At 69.4% G+C, this 25,520-nt stretch carries 11 protein-coding genes; all 11 read right to left on the reverse strand.

From position 1 onward, the window contains the following. Positions 1-27: 27 nt before the first annotated feature. Positions 28-783 carry an ABC transporter ATP-binding protein gene (locus tag AC1RIF_RS22600; RefSeq protein WP_492603610.1) on the reverse strand — a complete coding sequence of 252 codons (756 nt, stop codon included), beginning with the start codon at positions 781-783 and terminating at the stop codon, positions 28-30. Continuing rightward, positions 780-2,432, reverse strand: a complete 1,653-nt coding sequence (locus AC1RIF_RS22605) for a dipeptide/oligopeptide/nickel ABC transporter permease/ATP-binding protein (RefSeq protein WP_492603611.1) — start codon at positions 2,430-2,432, stop codon at positions 780-782. Before AC1RIF_RS22605 ends, AC1RIF_RS22600 begins: the two co-directional genes overlap by 4 nt. An 11-nt stretch (positions 2,433-2,443) precedes the next feature. Next, a complete protein-coding gene (locus tag AC1RIF_RS22610; protein ID WP_492603612.1) occupies positions 2,444-3,424 on the reverse strand; it encodes an ABC transporter permease in 981 nt (326 codons plus the stop codon). 102 nt (positions 3,425-3,526) lie between these two features. Continuing rightward, complete coding sequence (locus AC1RIF_RS22615; protein ID WP_492603613.1) at positions 3,527-4,498, reverse strand: ABC transporter substrate-binding protein; 972 nt, start codon at positions 4,496-4,498, stop codon at positions 3,527-3,529. 105 nt (positions 4,499-4,603) lie between these two features. Then, complete coding sequence (locus AC1RIF_RS22620) at positions 4,604-5,374, reverse strand: helix-turn-helix transcriptional regulator (protein ID WP_492603614.1); 771 nt, start codon at positions 5,372-5,374, stop codon at positions 4,604-4,606. A 159-nt stretch (positions 5,375-5,533) separates the two neighbouring features. Continuing rightward, on the reverse strand, positions 5,534-6,232 hold the full coding sequence (locus AC1RIF_RS22625; protein WP_492603615.1) for an alpha/beta hydrolase: 699 nt from the start codon (positions 6,230-6,232) through the stop codon (positions 5,534-5,536). Between the two features lie 201 nt (positions 6,233-6,433). Beyond that, the gene (locus tag AC1RIF_RS22630) at positions 6,434-6,841 is read right to left on the reverse strand and encodes a DUF1801 domain-containing protein (protein ID WP_492603616.1); all 408 of its coding nucleotides are present in this window, start codon (positions 6,839-6,841) and stop codon (positions 6,434-6,436) included. A 97-nt stretch (positions 6,842-6,938) separates the two neighbouring features. Then, the gene (locus AC1RIF_RS22635) at positions 6,939-7,589 is read right to left on the reverse strand and encodes a leucine-rich repeat domain-containing protein (protein WP_492603617.1); all 651 of its coding nucleotides are present in this window, start codon (positions 7,587-7,589) and stop codon (positions 6,939-6,941) included. Positions 7,590-7,634: 45 nt separating this feature from the next. Beyond that, entirely contained in the window at positions 7,635-8,384 is a 750-nt protein-coding gene (locus AC1RIF_RS22640; protein ID WP_492603618.1) for a Mut7-C RNAse domain-containing protein, read from the reverse strand. Between the two features lie 59 nt (positions 8,385-8,443). After that, positions 8,444-8,827 (reverse strand): VOC family protein, encoded by a 384-nt coding sequence (locus AC1RIF_RS22645; RefSeq protein WP_492603619.1) that lies wholly within the window; start codon positions 8,825-8,827, stop codon positions 8,444-8,446. Positions 8,828-8,929: 102 nt separating this feature from the next. Further along, positions 8,930-25,411 (reverse strand): amino acid adenylation domain-containing protein, encoded by a 16,482-nt coding sequence (locus AC1RIF_RS22650; protein WP_492603620.1) that lies wholly within the window; start codon positions 25,409-25,411, stop codon positions 8,930-8,932. Positions 25,412-25,520: the final 109 nt, after the last annotated feature.

Below are 25,520 nucleotides of genomic sequence, written 5' to 3' on the forward strand. Positions count from 1 at the left end.
TTTCTATCGAACGACAGGTTTCACCCGTCACGCCTGCGCAGCGGCGAGCAGAGCAGCGGTGCCGGGATGCGCAGGACTACGCAGGACGTCCACCACAGGGCCATCCTCGACGATGCGTCCATCCTGCATGACGGCCAACCGGTCCGCACCGCGAACCGCAAGTGCCAGATCATGAGTGATGTGGAGCATCGAAATCTGTTGCCGGGTAACGAGATCCCGCATGAGATCGACGATCTCGAGCCGCAGCGACGCATCGAGCGCACTCGTCGGCTCGTCCGCAACGACGAGCCGTGGTTGTGCCGTGAGGGCCCGCGCGAACGCCACCCGCTGACGTTGGCCGCCGGACAACTCGTACACGCGCCGGTCGAGGAATCGCGACGCCGGCCGAAGGTGCACCGTATCGAGAGACTCGACGACCGCCGCGCGACGATCGGCGCGGGTACCCATGCCGTGGATCACCATGGGCTCCGCCACGATGTCCTCGATACGTTTCGTCGGCGAGAGCGACGCGTAGGGGTCCTGGAAGATGAGGTGCACCGCTCGACGAATGCGCCGAGCATGCGATCGGGTCGCCGTCGTCGTGTCCTCGCCACCGAGCAGCATCCGCCCAGCCGACGGGATGACGAGACCCGCGATCGCTCGCGCCAGGGTCGATTTTCCGGCGCCCGAACCGCCCACCAACGCAACCGATTCGCCGGGTTCGATCACCATCGACACCGCTGAGAGCACCTCGGTGGATCCGAATCCGACGCGCAGATCCTTGATATCCAACACCGGGGTCATCGGGTCGCCTCCAGCGCGGTTTCGATTCTCAGTGCAGACTCCACCAGTCGTTGTGTGTACGGGTGCTGCGGATTCGCCATGACTCGACGGACCGAGCCCTGTTCGACGACTTCCCCCTCACGCATCACGAGGAGACGGTCTGCAATCCGTTCGACGGCGGGCAGATCATGGGAAACGATCAGCAACGCGATGCCACGTCCGCGACACAGGCTGCTCAACAGTTCCAGGACTTCACGTTCCGTGATGACGTCGAGTCCCCGTGTCGGCTCGTCCGCAACGATCACGGACGGCTGATCCACCAGCGCCGATGCGATGACGACGCGCTGGCGCATCCCACCCGAGAGTTCGTGCGGGTACGCCCTCATGCTCAGGTCCCCCAGTCCCACCGACCTGAGCGCCTCGCGGGCGCGGACGTGCGCCGGGGCACGGCGCGACCCGCCGCGAGCCCGGACAGCCTCCGTGAGGTGATGCCCGACCGTGCGGACGGGGTCGAGCGCACTCATCGCTTCCTGCGGTATCAATGCGATCCGACTTCCCCGGACATTCCGTTGTTCTCGCGGAGGCAAGGACAGCAGATCACGCCCGCACACCCACACGGTTCCAGCGCTATGGTCTGCGGATCGAGGCAGCAGTCCGACTGTCGCCGAGACGACGGTCGACTTACCGCTGCCGGATTCTCCGACCAATCCCACGATCTCCCCCGCGTCCACCGCGAGGTCGACCGAGTTCGCGACGACCGTCTCCCCGTACCGCACCGTCAGGCCCTCGGTCACCAGCGGCGCCGTCTGCGCAGACTCGACCCCCGAGCGCCGCGGCCGCGATGGCCCCGCCCGTCGCAGCGACGGGAGCGCCCGCTCCTCCAACGTCCGCCCGAGCAGGGAGAATCCGAGCACTGTCACGGCGATCGCGATGCCCGGAGGAAGCACCCACCACAACCACGCATCGGTGAGAAAGGCGCTGCGCGCGTGCGCAAGAGACAGCATCCCGCCCCAGCTCGCTGCCGAGATGTCACCGAGTCCGAGGAACGCCAACGACGACTCGAGCACGATCGCGGTGTTCGTCGCGACGACGAACTGCGGGACGAGCAGAGGGAGGACGGCCGGCGCGATGTGCCATCGCAGAACGTGCGTCGGGCGCGCCCCCATCGACCGCGCCGCCTGCACATACTCACGCTCCCTCAACGACAAGACTTGGGAACGGATTTCGCGGGCGGGACCCGCCCAGAGGACAGCGGAGATCACGGCCACCTGGGTCGCGACCCCGGGACCCGCGAACACCCCGACCACAATCGTCAGTGGCAGAACCGGAAGCGCCAGAACGACATCGACGATGCGCATGAGGACGGTGTCGACCCCACCCCTCAGATAGCCGGCAACGATACCGACGAGCGCGCCCACCACAGTCGCCGACACGGCCGAGGCCAACCCGACGACGAGCGATACCCGGGCACCGTGAATCAACATCGACAACAGGTCGTGCCCCACATCGTCGGTGCCCAGCCAGTGCGCACGGGAGGGCCCGTCGAACGGTGTGCCCGTTCGGGCATTCGGGTCGTACGGGGACAGCGCGGGGGCGGCGAGCGCCACGAACACCATCACGATCACAATCGCCCCGCCGGCGCGCGCCGACCACCTCGGTCGTCCGGTCACCTGCCGGCCCCTCACCGCGACGCCCGCTCTCCGCGCGGCCGGCGCACTCGAGGGTCGATCGCCGGATAGGTCAGGTCGGCAACGATGTTGGCCGCGACGATACCGATCGTCGCCAACAGGAAACTGCCCTGCAGCAAGGGATAGTCGCGTGCCGTGACCGCGTCGTGCGTGAGTTTCCCGAGCCCGGGATACGCGAACACCGACTCCACGACGACGGCCCCGGACAGCACTGCTCCGAGGGCCAGTACGACGTTGGTATAGATCGGCAGGAGTGCGTTCCGCAGGCCGTGCGCGAGGACGATCCGCCTTTCGGACAGGCCCTTGGCGCGAGCGAGGCGAATGTAGGGCTCGTCCACCACACTCACCATCGCTGCGCGCGCTCGCAGGAAGAAGCCCCCCACCATCGCGATCGCCAGCGTGACGGCGGGCAACACCGAACTCGCGACCACCTCACCGACGCGCGCCCATCCATCGTTCTCGCCCACGCCGGCGCCGTAGGACGGGAACCAGCCCAACCGAACGGAGAACACCGCGATCAGGATCATTCCCAGCCAGAACACCGGCATCGAGTCCACGGCGAGGACGGCGGCGACCGTTGCATTCTCGCGTTTCGACCCCCGCCGCCATGCCGCCCAGGCCCCGAGCACGGTACCGACGACGATCGCGATTGCCGACGCGGAACCGACGAGACCGACAGTCCACGGCAACTTCTCGAGAAGAACCTCCGTGACGGGTCGATTGTGCTCGACCGAGACACCCAGATCACCATGGAAGAGCCCGGACCAGAAAGCCAGGTACTGCTCTGGAATCGACTGGTCGAGGCCATAGTTCGCGCGGAGATCGGCGAGTACCTCCGGGGGCGGGCCGTCCCCGTCACCGCCATAGACGTAGAGCACTGGATCCCCCGGCGCCAGATGTGGCAGCGCGAAGTTCAGTGTCGCGGCAGCCCAGATCACCAGCAGGTACTGGACGCACCTTCGAAGCACGGCCATCGAGGATTCCTGTCACTAAGGTTTGGTTAACCTCAGTAAAGATACCCTAAACAACTCAAAGAGGACATTTCGACCACGGCACAACGTCCCGAGACTGCGCGGTCATCCACTCAGCGGCTCGAAGAACTTCGTCGTGAACTCCTCGATCCACACACGTGCCGTCACATAGTCGGTCACGTGGGTCGTCATACCCGCCACGAGACCGTCCTTCGAGACCGCTGTCGTCCGGAACACCCGCGAGTCGATGATCTCTCGGACTCCGGGGAAGACCTCGCCGTTCGCCTGGGCGAAGGTGACGGCCGCGGTGACACCATCGAGGATCGCGGGAAGCTGTTCGAGCGGATACGACGCCCAGCCCTTCTTGTCGACGTCGTCGAGCGGCACCTTCGGGCCGTACGTGAGCCCCATCTCGTTGACCAGCAGATTTCCGGTAGCACCGGTGGGCAATTGGATCGAGAACTGTCCCGGCTCGGAGAGCGAGAAGCAGACCCAGCGGTTTTCTTCGATCACGCCTTCGTACTTCGCGATCGTCTCGTCGCGCAGTTGTTCGTATGCGGCTTTGGCCGACTCCCACTCCTGAGGACGGCCGAGCGCGTCGGCGAGTTCCTCGGTGATCCGCTGCCAATCGCCACGTTCGGCGCCACCGCCCACGACGACCGTGGGTGCAATTGCGCTCAGCCGCTGATACGTCTCCTCGTCGATGTCGAACAGTTCGCCCACGATGATGTCCGGCTTCGCCGCGAGGAGCGCCTCGAAGTTGATGTCCCGGAACGTACCCACCGGTGCTGCCTCCTCGACGAATGCCATCTGCTCCGTCGTGTAGGACGCGGCCTGCTGCGAGTAGTCCAGCGCCGCAACCGGTGTCACCTCCAGTGAGCGCAGCTGCCACGGTGAGTCGTATCCAACCGCGGCAACTCGCAGCGGCTCGGCCGGAATTTCGACCGTGCCGTAGGCGCCCCCGAAGTTGCGGGTATCTCCCGACGAAGCGGGCGCTGCGGCGGACGAGCACCCGGCGAGCAGGGACAGACTGGCCGCGAGTGCGACGAGGATGGTCAAACGACGGGAAACGGACACGACTCTCCTGCGGTATCAGGTAAGGGTTACCCAATAATGACATGGTCCGATGGCCGTCGAAATGCCTGAGATTGCCGGATTGCGTCGACTTCTTTCGCGAATCGGTCACGACTCGGTGGTGATCTCCACGCCGCGAACGAACTCACTGGGCGTAGCGCCGACCGCCCGCCGGAACGCAGTCGTGAACGCTGCCGGGGAATCGAATCCCACACGACGGGCGACGACGGCGACCGGCATGTCCGCCAGCAACGCCGCCATCGCGGCCTTCATGCGCAGCCGTGTGCGCCACTCGCCGAACCGCATCCCCGTCTCGGCGACGAAGTATCGCGCGAAGGTCCGCACACTCACGGCCGCAGAAGCTGCCCAGTCCTCGATCGTTCTGTCGTCGGCGGGCCTGTCGGCGAGCGCGTCGGTGACCGAACGCAACCAGGGCGTCGTCGGTTGCGGCAGACCTGCGTCAGCGCGAACCCCGAGCGTCAACAAGTCCAAGGCGAACGCCTCCGCGTTCCGCCTGCGCGCATCCGTCAGGTCGCTGTCGATGTGTGTGAGCACGGCGTCCAGCAACGGAGAGTTCGTGAGCATCGTCGGCTGCTGCAACGCGTCCGGGACCACTTCGGACATGAACCATGTACATCGCATGGTGTTTCCTGCCGCGGCACGTGCCGCGTGTTCGCAGCCGGCGGGAATCCAGATCGCCGACCCGCGAGGGACCACATGCACCCGGTGTTCGGCAATCACCGTGACCGAACGGCTCACGGAGCTGAGGAGCTCATGCCGCTCGTGCACATGTGCAGGCCAGAACTCACCGTCACTCGGAAGCGCTTCGGTGACGATCTCGACGGAGAGCACGCTGTCTTCAAGACTCGGGGGCCGCATGGCGCAGTGACGCTACCCGACACAGCACTCTCGGTGGACCTCCGAGTGCAAGTGCGCTCATCACGTGCCGGCCACCTCCGGTGGTGGTTCATCGTTGCCTGGATACGGCCGCCGATAGATGTCCGGATCCGATGCTGCGGCTGGTTTCGGCGGTGGCGCTCAGGAATCGACGAGGGTACCCACCGCTTCATCGATCAGGTCCGCCACCGGGCCGGGCTGGGAAGCCAGGGAGGCGTGACTCGCCCCGAGCTCGATGATCTTGCGGGGGTTCATCCGCTCGGCCATCCGACGTTCATTGTCGGGGTGGATCATCCGGTCCTCGGTGGAAACCTGGTACCAGACGGGCTTGGTCTTCCATGCGGGTGTCGTGACGTTGTCGCCGAAGGTCGAGGCCAGCGGCGCCTTCTGAGTGACCGCCATGACGAGCGCCTGCTCGGCGCTGAGGTCCTGGCAGAAGCTCTCGTGGAATTTGTCCTGCTTGATCCACAGGTAGCCGTCCGAGTCGGGGGCGAGGTTCTCGATCGCGGCCGGCGGTGTCTGCTGGCTGATCGCTCCGGGGCTCTCCCCTGCGTCGGGTGCGAAGGCGGCAATGTAGACAAGCCCGACGACGTTGGGCAGGTCGCCGGCCTCGGTGATCACTGCGCCACCGTAGGAGTGCCCGACCAACAGAACGGGGCCATCCACTTGCTCGACCATCTTCTGAGTCCGTGCGACGTCGTCAGCCAAGGACGTGAGCGGGTTCTCGACAGCGAACAACGAGGTGTAGCCGCGCTCGTGTAACTCGACGATGACGTTCGCCCAGTGGGCTGCACCGCCCCAGAAACCGTGTACCAGAACAATTGTCGGCTTGTCAGTCATCTCCAGGTTCCCTCTCTCTCGATGGAGCACCGCGCATCGACTTCGAGCGGCCCGAACTCGGGCGCCGCTGCGATGCAAGGCTCGGACGATCAGCTGCCCACACCGACCGAGCCCTTACCACGGTATTCGGGCGACGGAGCAACCTCCATAGACAAAACGCCCAGGTGTGCGCCGGCATTCGAATCACAACCTGCCCGGGAACTACACCTGTGTCGTGTTCAACGCCACCGCGGCGCGGACGAGCGCCGTGAAGGCATCGTCGTCGATCGCGTCGCCCTCGTGGAAATCGATGGCACGCCTGGTGTTGCCGTCGAGGCTGGAATTGAAGAGGCCCGCGGCGTCGTCCAACGAGGCGCCCCTGGCGAAGGTCACCTTCACGATGTTCTTGTACGTCTCGCCCGTGCAGATCATTCCGGCGTGCGACCACACCGGAACGCCTCGCCACTTCCACTCCTCGACCGCCTCCGGATCGGCCTGCGTGACGAGAGTTCGGATCCGGGCCAGCATGTCGCCCCGCCAGTCGCCGAGTTCCGCGATTCTCGCGTCGATCAGTCGTGAAGGGGAATCCTGTCCTGCTCCCGCGTCAGCGCCGCGCTTCGACTGCTCCATAGGTGCCGGCCCGCCCTCTCCACGAGTGTTGTCGCCCTTCTGCCACTCGAGTATCCGCCCCGACGGACCGGAGTGCATCGCGAATGGCGTCGGCGCGTCAGTCCAGCAGCCCGGCAGCGTTCTGCTCGAACCAGTCCTCCGGGTACCCGGACCTCGTCCGCGCGAGAGAGCCGTGGGTGCGCTCGATCACGGGCCGGAAGCGGCGGGCCGGGACGTCGAGGTGGATCCAGTCGAAGGCGCGCAGCGTCGGATGGGCGAGGATGCGGTCTACGTCCTCGTCCGACACCGGAACGTCCTTGACGATCAGCAGCTCCTCGAGATTCGGGGCTTCGAGGACGGGGGTGAGCGACGTGAGGTTCTTCATCATGCCCAGCTCGACCCGGCGCAGCCTCGTCATACCCGCGAAGGACGGCAACGCCGTCACTCGCGGCTGCGCGTACAGGCTCAGCAGTCGCAGCCCCGTGCATTCGGGCAGCGCATCCATCTCGGTGATCCCGCGCACGCTGCTCATGTGCAGGAAGACCAGCTGGTCACAGCCCCGCACGACATCGGCGTTCGTCGCTGTCCCGCCGCGGATGTCGAGCCATCGAAGTCCCCGAAGCCGGGGGTAGAAGGCCGGCGGCGTACGCACCGCATTCGCCCTGATTCGGCGTACACCGGCCCGCGACTCGAGGTCCGCCTCCGACAACGTCACGCGGTCGAGCATCAACATGGAATCGGATGTCTTCGCCCTGGTTTCGTCGGCCACGCCCCCACTTTCTCCCATCGGTCCGACAACCACCACTGGCGCTCACTAGAACCACACCCCGATCTCGGCCAGGCGCGCCCGCAGCCGCTCGAGATGCCCACCCGGCCAGTACAACTGCCCGCAGTCGCGACAGCGGCTGAATCTCTTCTGCTCCCGCAGGACTCCGCCCGGCACCCGGCCTCGTGCCAACGTGGGCGTGGCCGGTCCGATCAGCCCGTTGCACCGGGCGCACCGCGTGAGCGGCGCGATGCGTCCCTGCAGCCGGAACCGGTCGAGCACCTCGCGCAGTTGGCGTCGGGAATCGGTCTCGTGCAGGAAGCCTCCGTAGACGAGTGCCGCGCGCCGGAGCAGACCGATGTCCCGCGTCAGCAGGATCCGATCCTCCCGGCGAGACAGCTCGAGGAGTTCGTCGTCGTCGCTGTCGTTGCGGTACCGGGTGTCGAAGCCGAGCAGCCGCAGGTAACGCGCGAGATGCCCGAGGTGCACGTCGAGCACGAATCGCGGCTGCAGCAGCGGCGGGCGCAGCGGCACTGTTCCCGGTAGTTCCAGCGACTGGAACGCCGGATACACCGCGACTCTCTCCCCACCGGCCAGACGGTGGTCGAATGCCGCGGGGCTGCCGTCGACGAGTATCAGATCGACCTCGGTGTGCGGGACGCCGAGTGATTCGATCCGGTCCTTGACCGACGGCGTCCCGTCGAAGGCATGCTCGAAGCTGCGCTTGCGTTGTGCGGGCTGCAGAAACTCGTTCAGCTCCCCGTAGAAGCGGAACTCGCATCGACGTCGATCCGTCACCCGGCACCACACGAAGCGGGGGCGTCGCCCGCCCGCCTACCCTCTCCGCATCCGATCGTCTAGCCGCCGGAACCGTACGGGCGGGTGATGATCTCGAGGTTGTGCCCGGCCGGGTCGTGGAAGTAGACGCCGCGGCCGCCGTCGTTGCGGTTGATTGTGCCCGGCCGGGTCTTGTGCGGATCCGCCCAGTGGTCCAACCCCTCGTCGAGGATCCGTCCGTAGATGCGGTCGAAGTCCCCCTCGCTGACGAGGAACGCGTAGTGCTGCGGCAGGACGTCGATCGGCGGATCCGCGAAGTCGAGAGTCACTCCGTGCTCCAGCGCGACCGCCAGGAACGGACCGGCCGGAACGGGATCCGGCAGGCCGAAGAGTGAGGTGAAGAAGTGCGCGGAAACGTGCTTGTCCTGCGCGAAGACGATGGTGTGATTGAACGAGACGGTCATGGAAGACCCCTTGTGCTACGACGCCTCCATGCCTGACGTAGTCCGCCATCGGCACGCGACGCTGCGCACCATCCAAGCACCGATCGCTTTTGTCCCGCAAGATCATCGGAAATCGCCGTCCAGGCAGGAGCCGACGATCGGTCCGATCACCGCGAGCGCCTCCGGCGTGGTGAGCCGGTTGTGCGTGTGGTTCACCCGATAGACCCGGACAGCGCCGCTCACGAAGCGATCCCACGGCGTCTCTGGCCGCGTCGATCCGCCGCCGGCGGCGATGTAGACGAGGTCGCCGTCGAACTCCGCCGGCCGGTAGGTCTGCCCCAGCCCCACGGTGTGGACGTAGTCGTCGTACAGTCGGCGCAGGTCATCGGCGGTCAGCGACGCGTACGGTCCGCCACTCTCCCGCAGCAGCCGTTCCGCACGCTCCGGGGTGAGATCGTCGCCGTCGCCGTCGGCGACCTGGTCGACTCCCGCGAACTCGGCGAACAGCATGCCCAGGCTCGGGGTGCGGGACGCCTCGGGAACCGAATCGGCGGTCTGGGTGTCGAGCATGATCAGGGTCCCGACGTCCTCGTCGAGGTCCCGCAGCCGGACCGCCATCGCGTGTGCGATCGCGCCGCCGACCGAGTATCCGAGCAGGTGGTACGGGCCGTGAGGGCGCACCCGCCGAATCAGCTCGACATACTCGCGGGCCAGGTCCTCCATCGACCCGGGATCGTGCTGGACGTCGACCGTGCCCGGCGACTGCACGCCGTACACCGGGCGCCCGGACGGCACGTACGGCACGAGTCCGGTGTAGCACCCCACCAGTCCGATCGCGGGATGTACGCAGAACAGCGGGGCATCGCCGTCGCCGGCCCGCATCCGGAGCAGGTTCCCCGTCCGCTCCGAGGTCCCGGAGTCGCCCGCGATGCGGCGCGCGATCACCGCCGGGGTCGCGTCGCCGAACACCCACCGCATCGGCAGCGCCCGGCCGAGCCGCGACTGCACCTCGGCGACCACCCGCACGGCACTGAGTGAGTTCCCTCCGAGCTCGAAGAAGTTGTCGTCGATGCCGACCCGCTCGGCTCCGAGGACATCGGCGAACACCTCGCACAGCACCCGCTCGACGTCGGTACGCGGCGGCCGGTACTCCCCCGCGGTGAACACCGGCGCGGGTAGCGCGCCGCGGTCCAGCTTGCCGTTCGAGTTCATCGGCACCTCGTCGAGGATCGTGATCGCCGCCGGCACCATGTAGGCCGGCAACGATGTCGCCGCGAACTTCCGCAGGGCGGCGCCGTCGACGACGCCGCCCGGGGTGAGCCGAACGTACGACACCAGCACCGTCTCCCCGTTCGGGGCATCGTGGCCGAGCGACGCGGCGAACTCCACGTCCGGGTGCGCGGTGAGAGCGGCGTCGACGTCCCCGATCTCGATGCGCAGGCCGCGGATCTTGATCTGGAAGTCGGTGCGCCCCACGTATTGCAGGCCTCGTCCGCCGCATCGGCGCACCAGGTCGCCGGTGCGGTACATCCGGGACCCGGTGTCCCCGAACGGGTTCGCGACGAACCGCTCCGACGTGAGCCCGGACTGTCCCCGATAGCCGCGGGCCAGGCACGGACCGAACAGGTACAACTCGCCCTCCCCGCCGTCGGGCACCGGGCGCATCCAGCAGTCCAGGACGACGGCGCCCACACCGGATCGGTGTACCGCCGAGCCCATCGTGATCGGGGTTCCGGGTTCGAGCGGACTGCTGGTCGTCACGCACACCGTGCACTCGGTGGGCCCGTACGCGTTGAGCAGTCGCGTGCGGTGCGCCCAGGCGTCGACCAGCTCCGCGCCGAACAGTTCGCCGCCCACCTCGATCACCTCGACGTCGGGCAGCGATCCCGGCTCGATCGTCCCGCACACCGCGGGGGTCACCAGCAGGTGCGTGATCCGTTCCTCCCGCGCATAGGTCGCGAGCTCGGCGCCCGCATACATGTCGGGCGGTGCCACCACCAGTGTCGCGCCGGCCCCGAACGCGAGCATCAGCTCCAGGACCGAGACGTCGAAACTCGGCGAACACACGTGCAGGATCCGCGACTTTTCCGTCACACCTTGATGTTCCACCTGCGCGGCAGTCAGGTGCGGCAGACCGGAATGCGACACCACGACGCCCTTGGGCGCACCGGTGGATCCGGATGTGTAGATCAGGTAGGCGGGGTCGGCCATCCGGATCGGATGGGTGCGCTCGTCGTCGCGGATCGGCAGTGCCGAACGGTGTTCCAGGTCGAGGCCGTCCAGGGCCAGCCACTCGAGGCCACCCGGCAGCACGTGGTCGTCGGTAGCGGTCAGGCCGACGGCGGCGCCGCAGTCTGCCAGCATGTACTCGATCCGTCCCGCCGGCAGCTTCGGATCGATCGGGACGGGTGCCGCACCGCTCTTGGCGACCGCCCATGTGGCCGTCACCGACTCCGCCGAGCGCGGCACCGCGACCGGCACGAAGTCCTCCGGGCCGACACCCCGGTCCACCAGTTCCCGCGCCAACCGTGTGGAACGCTCGTCGAGTTCGCGATAGGTGGTGTCGGCTCCGTTCCAGCGCAGCGCGATCGCGTCGGGATCGCGGGCGGCCGCGTCCTCGAGGATCTGTGGCCAGGTCCGCGGCGGCACCGAGGCCGACTCCGCGATGTCGACGAGCTCCGCGCGACGGGCGTCGCCGAGCAGGTCGATCCGTCCCACCGCGGTGTCGGGGCAGTGCGCAACGGTCTCGACGACGCGACGCAGCCGTTGCCCGAGATCCGCGACCTCGGCCGGATCGAGCGCCTCCGGCGAGTAGCGCAGACGCATCCGCAGCCTCGTGTCCTCGAAGGCCATCAGCGACAGCGGGTAATGCGTCGAATCGTTGCCGACCACGCCGGTCACGCGGAGTCCGGTGCGTTCGGTGAGGCGCTCGAGCGCACCGGGATCCATCGGATACGACTCGTACACCATCGCGGTGTCGAACAATCCACCGAACCCGGCCGCCTGTTGAATCGCCGTGAGTCCGAAGTGCTCGTACGCCATGAGCGCGGTCCGCTCCCGCTGCAGCCGTGCCAGCAACTGGCGCACGGTCTCGTCCGGATCGAGCCGCACCCGCACCGGCACTGTGTTGATGAACAGCCCCACCATCGCCTCGGCGCCCGCGACCATGGGCGGTCGACCGGAGACCGTGGTGCCGAACGCGACGTCGGTCCCGGCGCTCATCTCGCCGAGGAGGATCCCCCACGCCGCCTGCAGCACCGTGTTGACGGTTACGCCCGCCGACTCCGATATCCGCACCAGCGCCTCGGCCGTCGAATCATCCACCGGCACGGTCTCACTCGCGCTCGCCGACAGCTGTCGGCCCACCGCGTGGGGGGCCGCGAGTGTCGGTCCGGGCAGTCCGGACAACGCCGTCGCCCAGGCCCGTTCGGCGGCGCCCGTGTCGCGGGAGACGAGCCACGCCAGGTAGTCCCGGTACGGTGGTGCCGTCCGATCGAGGGCGGCCCCACCGTTCGCGTACAGGTCGAACAGATCGGTCACCAGCAGCGGCGCGGACCAGCCGTCCAGGACGATGTGGTGGTTGGTGATCACCAATCGATGGGACTGCCCGCCGACGTCGATCAGCAAGAAGCGGATCAACGGGGCGGCGCGCATGTCGAAGTGGGTGCCGCGGTCACGCTCGATGACGGTGTCGCTGTCCGCTGCGGTGGGGACCGTGACCGCGGACCAGTCGACGGGGACGTGGTCCAGCAGCACCTGCACGACACTGCCGTCGTCCCGGTTGTCGAACGCCGTACGCAGACTCGCGTGCCGGTCCATCAGTGCCTGCGCCGCGGCGGCCATCCGGCGTTCGTCCACGTCACCGTCGAGGTCCAGGATCAGTTGGACGTGGTAGGCGTCGACGTCCTCCTGCGCGAGCAGCGCGTGGAAGAGCAGCCCTTCCTGCAGCGGTGTCGGTGGCCACACGTCGACGACACCCTGGTGGGAGCGTTCCCAGCGCGCGATCTCCGCGCGCGCCGCGGGAACCAGGTCCAGGTCGGATGGGGTGAGGCCCCCGCTCGACGGGTCGCTCAGGTGCTCGGCTAGGTCGCGGATTCCGTCCTCCCACAACGTCGCGAACTCGCGCGTCGCGGCCGCGTCGAGCACACCGCGCGCGTATCGGATCTTCGCAATCAACTGCGGGCCCGCTGCGTCGTCGGCGACGTAGGCGTCGACCGCGAGGGTGGTCGGCACCGGGCCGTCGCTGCCGGAGGCGGAGGCGGTGTCCGTGCCGGCGAGCGCCGCGACCCAGCCCGCGGAGGTGTCCCCCGACAGCCGCCCGAGGTAGTTGACCGAGATCTGCGGCGTGGCGAGTGCGGCGAGGGTGGGTCCGGTGTCGGGGTTGAGGTACCGGAGCAGCCCGTAGCCGATACCGTGTCCGGGGACCGCCCGTACCTGCTCCTTGACGGTGCGCAGGGCGTCGCCCGGGTCCGCGGGATCGACGTCGGTCAGGTCGAGCCGGATCGGATACGCGGTGGTGAACCATCCGACGGTGCGGGACAACTCGGCGCCGGGTATCGCGTCCTCGTCCCTCCCGTGGCCTTCGACGGACACGACGGCGCGCACCCACCGCCCGACCCCGCCGTCGCCCCACCGGTCCCACCGCGCCGCCGCGATCGCCGTCGCGCACAGCACGGCGTCCGCCGGCGTCGCCCGGTATGCCTCGGGCAGGCGCTCGAGGAGCTGACGGGTGACCTCGACCGTCTGTGTCACCTCGAGTACACCGACGACGGTATCGGCGTCCGGATCGAACCGGTGGTCGCCGAGGACCGGGTCCGGCGGCACGAGAGTATCCGTCCACCAGTTCATCTCGGCAACTCGTTCCGGTGCGCTGGCCTCCACCGTCAGCTCGTGCGCCCACGTCCGCATGGACGTACCGACCGGAGGCAGCTGAGGATCCCGACCCGAGCGGATCTGCTCGGACGCCGACACCAGATCGGGCAGCAGGATCCGCCACGACACCCCGTCGACCACCAGATGGTGGATCGCGACCGACAGCCGGCCCGCCCGGTCACGACCCGCATCGCACCAGACCGCCTGCACCATCACCCCGTTCGACGGGTCGAGGTGATCGACCGCCAAGATCCGTGCCCGCGCGGCCGCCGCGTCGATGCCGCCCTCGTCTCCGACATCGGTGCAGTCCACGCGCTGCAGGCACTCGCCGACCTCCACGGTGCCCGGTTCGGGTACCTCGAGGTGCAGGTCGGCGCCGGCGCCGATGCGACGGGCCCGCAGCATGTCGTGGCGGTCGAGCACCTCCTGGAAGGCACCGGCGAGGTCGGCGGCGGACAACTCCGCCGGGACGGCGACGGTGACCGACTGCGAGAAGTGGTCCCAGTTTCCGCCGCGCTCGGCCAGCCAGCGGACGATCGGGGTCGGCTCGACCGGACCGATGCCGCCGCCGTCCATCTCGTCGAGCACCGCATGTCCACCCGCGTCGCCGCCGGCCCGGATCACCGCGGCCAGGCCCGCCACCGACGGATGCTCGAAGACATCCTGGGGCGTGAGCCCGAACCCGCACTCGCGGGCCCGGGACACCAGCGAGATGACCGTGATCGAGTCTCCACCGAGCACGAAGAACGAGTCGTCCGCCGCGACCTCCGGCACCCCGAGTGCCTGGGCGAACAGCCCGGCGAGCGCCTCCTCGACCGCGCCGGTCGCCCGGCGGCCATCGCCGGCGAACGCCGCGAAATCCGGTTCCGGCAGCGCCTTCCGGTCGATCTTGCCGTTGACGGTGACCGGCAACTCGTCGAGCACCGTCACCGCTGCGGGCACCATGTAGGACGGCAGCAGCGCCTCGGCCTGTCGGCGCACCTCGACCGGGTCCAGTGCGTGTCCCGCCGCGGGGACCACGTACCCGATCAGCCGATCACCACCGGCGTCGGTGCTGCCGCGCTGCGCCACGACCACGGCCTGGGCCACCCCGTCGCATCGCAGGAGGGCGGACTCGAGTTCACCGAGTTCGACACGGAAGCCCCGCACCTGCACCTGGAAGTCGGTGCGCCCCAGGAACTCCAGCTGCCGGTCCGAGCCGCGACGGCCCAGGTCCCCGGTCCGGTAGATCCGTCCCCCGCCGCCGCGACCGTCCGCGACGAAGCGTGCCGCGGTCAGACCCGGCCGTCCGACGTAGCCGCGCGCCACGGCCTCACCGGAGATGTAGATCTCGCCCACCACACCGTCCGGCACCGGGTGCAGCCGCGCGTCGAGCACGTGCAGGCCGACCCCCGGGATACCCCGGCCGATCACGGTGCCGGAGATACCGGCCAGACGGCCGCGGTCGAGCGGCGCGGCACTGTCGATGACCGTGGCCTCGGTGACCCCGTACATCTCGTATACCCGGCCGGGGCTGTCCGGGCGACGGTCGTACCAGCGGGAGACCTGCTCGAGTGCGAGTTCCTCGCCGCCGACGAACACGTAGCGCAGGGGCAGATCGGCGGTGTCGCGGTCCACCAACTGGTAGAACGACGCGGGGGTCTGGTTGAGCACCGTGATCCGTTCCCGGCGCAGCAGCGCGACGAAATCCTCCGGGGTCCGGGCTGTCACCGGGTCCACGAGCACCGCCGTCGCGCCGGTCGACAGCGGGCCCCACACCTCCCACACCGCGACGTCGAAGGCGAACGAGTGGAAGATCGTCCAAGAATCCGCGGAGCGCAGGTCGAACAGGGTCCTCGCGTTCGCGAGAAGGGCGACCGCGCTGCGGTGCGTCACCTGCACGCCCTTCGGTCGTCCCGTCGACCCCGAGGTGTAGATGACATACGCGGCGTTGTCCGGGCGCGGCGACGCGACGCGATCGATGTCGAACAGCGGCGCCGGAGAGAGACGTTCGAGTTCGGCACGGGTCGCGTCGTCGTCGAGCAGCAGCATCGGGGCGGCCGCGGTGCCGAGCCCGGCGGCCGCGGCCTCGGTGGTCACCACACAGGTGGGCTGAGCGTCGCCGAGCACCAGCGCGATCCGCTCCGCGGGCCAGCCCGTGTCGACGGGCAGGTACGCCGCTCCCGCCGCGGTCGTCGCGACGATCGCCACCATCATGTCCGCCGATCGGGGAAGCGCCAGGGCCACGACGGTTTCCGGTCCCCCACCACGGCGTGCGAGGAGCCGCGCGAGCCGGTGTGCGGACGCCGCGAGGTCCGCGTACGTGAGCCGGGCGTCCCCCGACACCACGGCTGTCGCGTCCGGGTACTCGGCGGCGACGGCCGCGAACACCTCGGCGAGCGTGTCCGCTCCGGGCGGGGCGGCGTCGATCCCTGCCGATTCGATCGCCGTCCGCTCGTAGGACGTGAGCAGGTCGACGTCGCCGACCGGATGGTGCGGGTCCACCGCGGCGGCGCGGAGAATGCGCTGCAGTCGATCGGCGAACCCGCGGACGGTGTCGGCGTCCCACAGATCGGTCGCGTACGTGAGATCCAGACGCATCCCGCCCGGGGTGCCGTCCGGATCGAACGATTCCGACACGCTCAGCTGCAGATCGAACTTCGAGATCCCGAGGTCACGCTCGATCGGCTCCACGACCAGACCCGGCAACCGCAGGTAGTCGGACATGTCGGTGCGGTACTCGACGAGCACCTGGAACAGCGGCGCGTACGACGTCGACCGGGTCGGGGCCAACTCGTCGACGAGTCGTTCGAACGGCAGGTCGGTCCTCGCGAAGGCGCCGAGGTCCACCTCCCGCACTGTGCTCAGCACGTCGGCGAATCCGGCACCGGTGTCGATCGGCGTCCGCAGCACGAGAGTCCCGACGAACATGCCGACGACGTCGTCGAGCCCGGCCTCTCCCCGACCCGAGACCGGGGTGCCGATCACGATGTCGCTGGTACTCGACAGGCGCGCGACGAGTACCGCGAGGGCGGCGTGCGCGACCATGAACATGGTCGAATTGCCGCGGTGCGCAAGCTCGGCGAGGGCGGCGTGGGTCGTCCGGCCGACGTCGACACCGACGACGGCACCGCGCATCGACTGCCGCGGTGGGCGCGGACGGTCAGTGGGCAGCGGGACCAGGTCGGGGATGCCGTCGAGCGTCCGGCTCCAGTAGTCGAGTTGCCGCGCATACCGCGACGTCGGGTCGTCGGGCGACCCGAGCAGCTCCCGCTGCCACAGGGCGTAGTCGACGTACTGCACGGCCGGCGGCGCCCAGTCGGGTGTCGATCCGCGCCGACGGGCCTCGTACGCGCGCATCACGTCCCGGCTCAGTGCCGTCATCGAGAAGCCGTCGGCGCTGATGTGATGCGCCACCACGGCCAGCACGTGCTCGGAGCCCGACACCCGCACCAACTCCGCCCGCAGCGGCACCTCGTCGCTGACGTCGAAGCCGGTCGACGCGAAGCGCAGCAGGTGCGTGTCGAGGTCGGCGCGGAGCACCGTCAGCACCGGCGGTTCGGACGCCTCGCCGGTGTCGACGATCTGCTGACTCGGTGCACCATCGACCACCGGGTACATCGTGCGCAGACTCGAATGGCGGCACACGACATCCCGGACGGCTGCGGTGAGTGCCCGCTCGTCGAGGTCACCGTGCAGGCGCACCGCCATCACGATGTTGTAGGCGGGCGACGACGTGTCCAGTTGGTTGATCGACCACATGCGCAGCTGCGCCGACGACAGCGGCAGCACGTCGGGACGGTCGTAGGGCCGCAGCACCGGTCGGTGCTCGGCACCCGCGCCGCCGTGCTCCACCCGCGCGGCGAGCCCGCGTACCGTCGGCGCCTCGAAGATCGCGCGGACGTCGAGGTCGACGTCCAGTGCTGCGTTGAGCCGTCCGGTGACCCGGGTGGCCATCAGTGAGTTGCCACCGAGGTCGAAGAAGCTGTCGTCCAGCCCGATTCGGTCGATGCCCAGCACGGACCGAAGGTGAGCGGCGACGATCGTCTCGATCGGGGTGAGGACCGCAGCGGTCGTGGCGTCGACGAGACGCGGGAAGTCGGGGGCGGGCAAAGCCTTCTGGTCGAGCTTCCCGGCGGGGGTGAGCGGTACCTCCGCGATCGGCACGATCAACGCCGGAACCATGTGCGACGGCAGCCGGCTCGCGAGGTGGCGGACCAGTTCGTCGGGATCGACGGCCGGGTCGTCACCGGAGCGGACGTACGAGACGAGGACGGTCTCCCCCGACGGCGCGGTCCGGCCGAGGGTCGCCGCGAACTCGACGGCCGGATGCTCGGCGAGGGCCGTGTCGATCTCGCCGAGTTCGATGCGGAAGCCGCGCACCTTGACCTGGAGGTCACTGCGGCCGAGATACTCGAGGGTGAGATCGGCGCCGTCCTGGAGCCACCGGACGATGTCGCCCGTCCGGTACAGGCGGTCACCGGGCATGGTGCCCTCGTCCTCTTCCGTGGGCTCGTCGGTCGCCGCCACGAACGGACTGGCGACGAACCGTTCCGCGGTGAGACCGGGGCGTCGGTGGTAGCCCCGTGCGATCGCCGGGCCGCCCAGATACAGCTCACCGGGGACACCGATCGGGACCGGCTGCAGGCGCGCATCGAGCACCAGTTCCACGAAACCGAGCGTCGGGCCGCCGATGGTGACCGGATCGTCCGGTGCCAATGGACCGGCGATGTTCGACATGATGGTGCCCTCGGTGGGCCCGTAGGCGTTGAACATGTCGCGGCCCGATGCCCACCGGCCGACCAGTTCGGGCGGGCACGGCTCCCCCGCCACCGCAAGGGACCGCAGCGAGTCCAGACCTCCCGCACCGTCCGGGTCGAACGACCCCAGGACGCTCGGGGTGAAGAACGCGTGCGTGTCCTGCCCGTCGGCCAGCTGCCGGGCCAGATCGTGGCCGCCGTAGACGTCGGGCGGGGCGATCACCAGGTGCGCACCCGACCCGAACGCCATCAGCAACTCGAAGACCGATGCGTCGAAACTCGGCGACGTGAACTGGGAGACCCTCGAATGGGAGGTCACGGTGAGGCTTTCGCGCTCCTGCACGACGAGGTTCGCGAGACCGCGATGGGTGAGCACGACCCCTTTGGGCACACCTGTCGACCCGGACGTGTAGATCAGGTAGGCCGGGTTGTCGATCCGCAGGGGCGCCGTACGATCCGCGTCGGTGACCGGATCGCACGGGTAGTGCGCCAATCGGTCCCGGTAGTCGTCGGTGTCGATCTCCCACCACCGGACCCGGTCGGACAGCCGCGCCCGACGGTCACCCACGGTCAGACCCGCCACCGCCCCCGAGTCGCGGAGCATGTGGTCGATCCGCTCCGGCGGATACGTGGGATCCACCGGGACGAACGCCGCCCCGGTCTTCGCGACCGCCCACACCGACTCGACGAACTCGATGGACCGGGTCAACCCCAGCGCCACGACGCTCTCCGGTCCGATGCCGTCGTCGATCAGCAACCGGGCCGTGCGTGTGGATCGGGCATCGAGGTCGGCGTAGCTGACGGTGCGATCCCCGCACGACAGGGCGGGCGCGTCCGGATCGATCCCGGCCGCGTCGGTGAGAATCCGGGCCAGTGTCCGGTGCCGGCCACCGCGGCGGCCGAGCACGGGGGCGAGCCGGTGGTAGTCGGCGTCGGACAGCAGTCGTAGCCGGGCCAGCGTCTGATCGGTGTCGTCGGCGAACGCGTGCAGCACCCGCTCGAGCCGGTCGGCCACCGCGTCGACCTCGACGGCGTCGAAGAGGTCTGGTGCATAGTCGATTCGGATCTCCAGCCCGCCGTCCAACGACGCCGCGAGCGCGAACGGGTAGTGGGTGGCGTCGCGGACGGCGACGTCGGTCACCCGCATCCCGGCGAAGTCGGTGTCCACGGTCAGGCCGGCGCGGTCGACCGGGTAGGACTCGAAGACGGTGATGGTGTCGAACAGGGCGGCCGCACCGGTCGCGCGTTCGATGTCGGCGAGGCCGACGTGCTCGTGGTCGAGCAGCGACGTCTGCTCGGTATGGACCCGGTCGAGCAGTTCACCGAGCGTCTCTGCGGGATGCAGGCGGATCCGCACCGGAATCGTGTTGATGAACAGCCCGATCATCGACTCGATGCCGTCGATCTGCGGCGGCCGTCCGGACACGATCGCGCCGAAGACCACGTCGTCGCGTCGGGTCCACGCCCCCAACACGATTCCCCACGCCGCCCGCACGACGGTGCTGAGCGTGACCCCGCGCTCACGCGCGACCGCCTCGAGTCGCGCGGTCACCTCCTCGGTGAGGACGAGCCGGTCCGCCCGTGGCACCGTGCGCAACTGCCGACCGCGCTCGAGCGGCCCCAGCAGCGTCGGCTCGTCGACGCCGGACAGCGCGTCCACCCAGCGCGCGGTCGATGCCGCGAGGTCGGCGCCGGCCAGCCAGGACAGGTACTCCCGGAACGACGGCGGCGCCGGGGCGGCGCCCGGGTCGGGCGCGACGTACGCCTCGAGCAGCTCGCGCACCAGCAAGGGAACCGACCAGCCGTCGAGCAGGATGTGGTGGTAGGTCAGCACCAGTCGGTGCGAGTCGGGGCCGGTGCGGATCAGCAGCCCCCGCAGCAGCGGCGCGACGCCCATGTCGAAGCGCCGGGCCCGATCGTCGGCCAGCACCCGCGCAACGGCGTCGGCGTCCGCGGGATTCCCCAGATCAGCCACCGCCCAAGGCAGTTCCACGCGCTCGGGCACGAGCTGCACGGGATCACCGTCCGGCCCGGTGGCGAACGAAACCCGAAGACTCGCATGACGATCCAGAAGACTCTGGACGGCGCGGCGGATCCGGTCGGCGTCGACCGCTCCGCTCAGCGCGATCTCGAGCTGCACCATGTAGGGGTCGTGCTCGTCGCCCGTCAGTTCCGTCTGGAACAACAGACCCGACTGCAGCGGAGACAACGGCCACACGTCGGCCAGTCCCACCTGCTCCTGCTCGAGACGTTCGACGGTCACCTGGTCGAGATGCACGAGAGGCAGATCCGACGGGGTCAGGCCGCCGGCACCGGGCCTGCCGGCAGCCGACGCGAGTGCACGGCACGCCGACCGCCACAGCTCGGCCAGGTCCTCGACGTCACGACGATCGAGCACGCCGCCCGGATACGCCAAGCTCGCCCGCAGCGTCGGGCCCCGGTCGGTGTCGACGGTGATCAGGTTGATGTCGAGGGTGGCGGTGGCGGGCATGTCCGGTTCCACCACCGAACCGAGGTCGCCGAGTTCGTCGACCGGGAGCCAGTCACCGCCCACACCGTGCGGCGCCACGACCATCCGGCCCAGGTAGTTGATGCTGACCTGCGGTGTCGGCAGCCCATCCAGGGGGCTCCCGGCGCCGTCGGCACGCGGAACGAGGTATCGCAGTATGCCGTAACCGATTCCGTGATCGGGGGCCGCGCGCAACTGTTCCTTGACGAGCTTGAGTGCCTCGCCCGCGACCGGCCCACCGGCGAATGCCGCCTCGAGGTCGATGCCCGCGAGGTCGAGCCGCACCGGGTGTGTCGTGGTGAACCACCCGACGGTCCGCGACAGGTCCGCGCCCGCCACCAGCTGGTCCTCGCGGCCGTGAGCCTCCATCGTGAGCAGCGTCGACGCGTCCGTCGCGGTGCCGCGCCGATGGCGCCAGGTTGTCAGTGCCAGGGCCAGCGCGGTGACGACGGCGTCGTCGACACTCCCGTGCACGCTCTCCGGCACCGCGGTGGACAGCGCTGCGGTCACGGCCTGCGGCAGGTCGACGGCGACGGTCTCGACCGTGTCGGCCACGTCGATGCGAGGGTCCAGCGGCCGTCTGCCTAGTTCCGGGTCGGCGCCGCTGAGTACGCCTCGCCAGTAGTCGATCTCGGCGGCGTGATCGCCGCGCGCGCGCCGGTCCAGCACGTGTGCCCATGTCCGCATCGACGTCCCGACCGGCGGTAGCCGCACCGCACGGCCGTCCCGCGCCTGGCCCCACGCGGATGCCAGGTCCGGCAGCAGAATCCGCCAGGACACGCCGTCGACCACCAGGTGATGGGCCACCAGTAGTAACCGGCCCGGCCGGCTCGGGCCCACATCGCACCACACCGCCTGCAGCATCCGGCCGGCCACGGGGTCGAGCCGGTCCGCGGCCTCACTGCGCGCCCGGACCAGTGCCTCGGCGAACCGGTCCGTGCCGGGGTCGGCCGTCAGCGGGATCCTGTGCACGACATCATCGGCCACGACGACCCCCGGCGGCGAGACCTCGAAGGCGGCTCCGTCGGGGGCGGTGCCGCCGACGTAGCGTGCGCGCAGCATGTCGTGGTGGTCGAGGACGGCCTGCACCGCAGCGCGCAGATCGTCGCCGTCCAGCCCGATCGGCACGACGACGCACACCGATTGCGACAGCCGGGTCCAGGATCCGCCGCGGTCGACCAACCAGCGCACGATCGGTGTCGCCGCCACCGGACCGACACCACGACCGGGCAGTTCCTCGAGTGCCGGGGCGGGCTCGGCGAGCGCGGTGGCCACGGACGCGAGCCCCGCGACCGACAGTCGCTCGAAGACGTCGCGCGGGGTCAGTGCGAGACCGGCCGTGCGCGCACGGGACGCCAACTGGATCGCCATGATCGAGTCGCCGCCCAATGCGAAGAACGAGTCCTCGGCAGTCACGGATTCGGTCCCGAGGACCTCCGTGAACAGCTCGGCCAGCCTCTCCTCGGTGGCTCCCACCGGCGCCCGGCCCGATCCGGACGAGGCGCCGACGTCCGGTTCCGGCAAAGCCTTCCGGTCGACCTTCCCGTTCACGGTCAACGGCAGCCACTCGAGGACCGTCACCGCGGCCGGCACCATGTAGGGCGCGAGCATGCCGGCCACCTGTTCCCGCACCGCCGCCGGTTCCAGCACCGCACCCGATTCCGGGACGACGTACGCGAACAGTCGCACGGGATCTCCGGGTACGGGGCGGCGCGGCACCACCACCGCGTGGGCGACACCGGGGCACTCCACGAGCGCCGCTTCGATCTCACCGGGCTCCACGCGGAAGCCACGCACCTGGACCTGGAAGTCGCTGCGCCCCAGGAACACCAGCCGTCCCTCGTCGTCGAGGCGGGCGAGGTCCCCCGAGCGGTACATCCGGCTGCCGTCGCCGGCGAAGGGGTCGACGACGAAACGCTCGGCGGTGAGCCCGGGGTGGCCGCCGTAGCCGCGGGCCACCTGCGCACCACCCGCATAGATCTCCCCGACGACCCCCGCCGGGACCGGACGCAGACGACGATCGAGCAGATACAGCCGCACGCCGGGCAGCCCCCGGCCGACGACGTTGCCGCCGCCCGACGCTGCCAGCGCCGACGTCATGGGCATCGAACTGAGGAAGACCGTGGTCTCGGTGATGCCGTACACGCTGACGAGGGTGGACCCGTCGTCCGCATGACGGTCGAGCCACGGCACGAGGCGCCGCTGGTCGTACTCGTCGCCGCCGACGAAGACCCGGCGCATGCCCGGCAGCGGTGCGGGCTCGCCCTGCTCGGCCTCCGCCAGCTGCAGGAACGCGGCGGGGGTCTGGTTCACCATGCTGACCCGCTCGCGGCGGAGCAGGTCGACGAACGCGTCCGGGCTCCGCACCGTGTCCCTGTCGACCACCACGAGCGTGCCACCGGAGGTCAGCGGGCCCCAGATCTCCCAGACCGAGAAGTCGAAGGCGAAGGAATGGAACATCGTCCACACGTCGGCGGCGGTGGTGCCGAACTCGAGGTTCGCATTCGCGAGCAGTGCCGTGACACTGCGATGGCTGACCTGCACGCCCTTCGGTCGCCCGGTCGAGCCCGACGTGTAGATCGTGTACGCCAGGTGGTCCGGCCGCAGCGGTCGGATCCGTTCCGCGTCGGTCACCGGCGCGGTCGGCAACCGCGCCAGCTCGTCGCGGGTGGCCGGCGTGTCGAGGGAGACGACGGCCGCGTCCAGTCCGTCCAGTTCCTCGGCGGGCGCGGCGCTGGTCAACACGCACGTCACCCGCGCGTCCGCCAGCACGTAGTCGCGGCGCGCACGAGGGGACGGAACCTCGATCGGCACGTACGACCCGCCGGCTGTCAGGACCGCGAGCAGCTCCACGACGAGGTCGGTGGACCGGCCCGACACGACCGCGACCCGCGCCTCCGGACCGACCCCGAGCGTGATGAGTTTGCGCGCAAGACGATTCGCCCCGTCGCGAAGTTCGCGGTACGTCAGCTCGGCGCCGCCGCACACCACCGCGACACGGTCCGGGTCCGCCTCCGCGGCACGGGCCACCAGGCCCGGCAGCGTCCCGCCGCCCGGCACCCCGGGGGTGTACGACCCCGAGAGCAGAGCCGCGGTCTCCGTGTCGTCGACGATCGGGAGCTCGCTGACGGGGGCATCGGGATCAGCAGTCACCAGTTCGCGCAGCAGCCTGGTGAACCGTTCGTAGTGCCTGCCGAGGGCGTCGTCGTCGTACAGGTCCGGGTTCGCCTTGAAGTCCAGCCGGATCGGACCCGAGTTGCCGTACCGGTAGACGTTCACCAGCAGGTCCTCGATCGGACCCGACGAGAGCACCTCGAGCGAGGTCCGGGTGTCCCCGAGACGAAGTTCGGTCGGGAACAGCATCAGGTTGAGCAGCGGGCCCGAGAACCCGCGTCCGGATCCGTGCTCCCCACGGTCCCGGCGCAGATCCTCGTGCCGGTAGCGCTGATGGCGCAGGGCGCCGGACAGCGCCGCCGCGACGGCCGCCACCAACTCCGAGACGGTCGTGCCCGTCCCGACCGACACCCGCAGCGGCACCACGTTCGCGAGCGTCCCACCGGATCGGCGCAGCACCGCTGTCGTCCGGGACGAGACCGGCAGGCTCAGCACGATGTCGGACGCGCCGATGTGGCGTGCGGTGTAGGCGACGATCGCCGACGCGACCAGCACCGGGAGCGTCACCCCGTATCGATCCTGCGCGCCCCCCAGCGCCTCGGCGACCTCGGGGTCGACCTCGGTTCCGACCTCACGACCGTAGGCGTGTGCCGGCGCTGCGCGCTCGGCGAGGCTGCACCGCTCGGGCATCCCGGCGGTCCGTTCGTTCCAGTAGTCGCGATCTGCCACCCATCGGGTCGAGCCGACGTACCGCGTCTCGGCGTCGTGGACCTTCTCGAGGTCGTCGGCCGTGTTCGGCGGCGGATCGCGGTGCTCCACGGCCGCGTTGTAGAGATCGGCCATCCGGTACAGCAGCGTCGCGGCACCGACACCGTCCAGCACGATGTGGTGGGTCCGCGTGTACCAGAAGTAGCGGTCGTCGGCGATCTGCAGGAGCGCGGAGACCGCGAGCCGGTCCCGGAAGAGATCGATCGGGGCTCCGATGTCGAAGCGCATCCACTCGCGCGCCGCCGTCTCGGGATCGGGCTCACCACGCAGATCCACGTATCGGGTTCCGGTGTCGAGAGAGGGATCGATGACCTGGTGCGGCCGAGAATCGTGCTGAACCAGACGAATCAGACCCGAACCGAAATCGCGGGCCGCTTCGGAAGCGGCCCGCGACAGCAGTGGAACGTCGAGCCGCCCTCGGATGTCGACACACTGGGCCACCGCCATCGGCACACCGGGGTCGAGTTGCTGCGCGAGCCACTGCCCCGTCTGTGCGGGCGTCAGCGGCATGGGGTCCGAACATCCCGCGCCGAGACCGACCACCATGCGACCACCGGCGTCCGTTGCGCCGGGCGCCGTGTCGACTCGAAAAGGAAGCTCCATCAGCAGGATTGCGGCTTCTCACGGACCGAGAGGTCCGCTTGCCGGGCTCCGGGCCCGACGCCGTCACCTCAGCCGGTGCCGGGTGAACCGATCGTCCGCGCCCGAGCAT

It is taken from the genome of Prescottella sp. GW823-FHT02E09, from assembly GCF_058797375.1.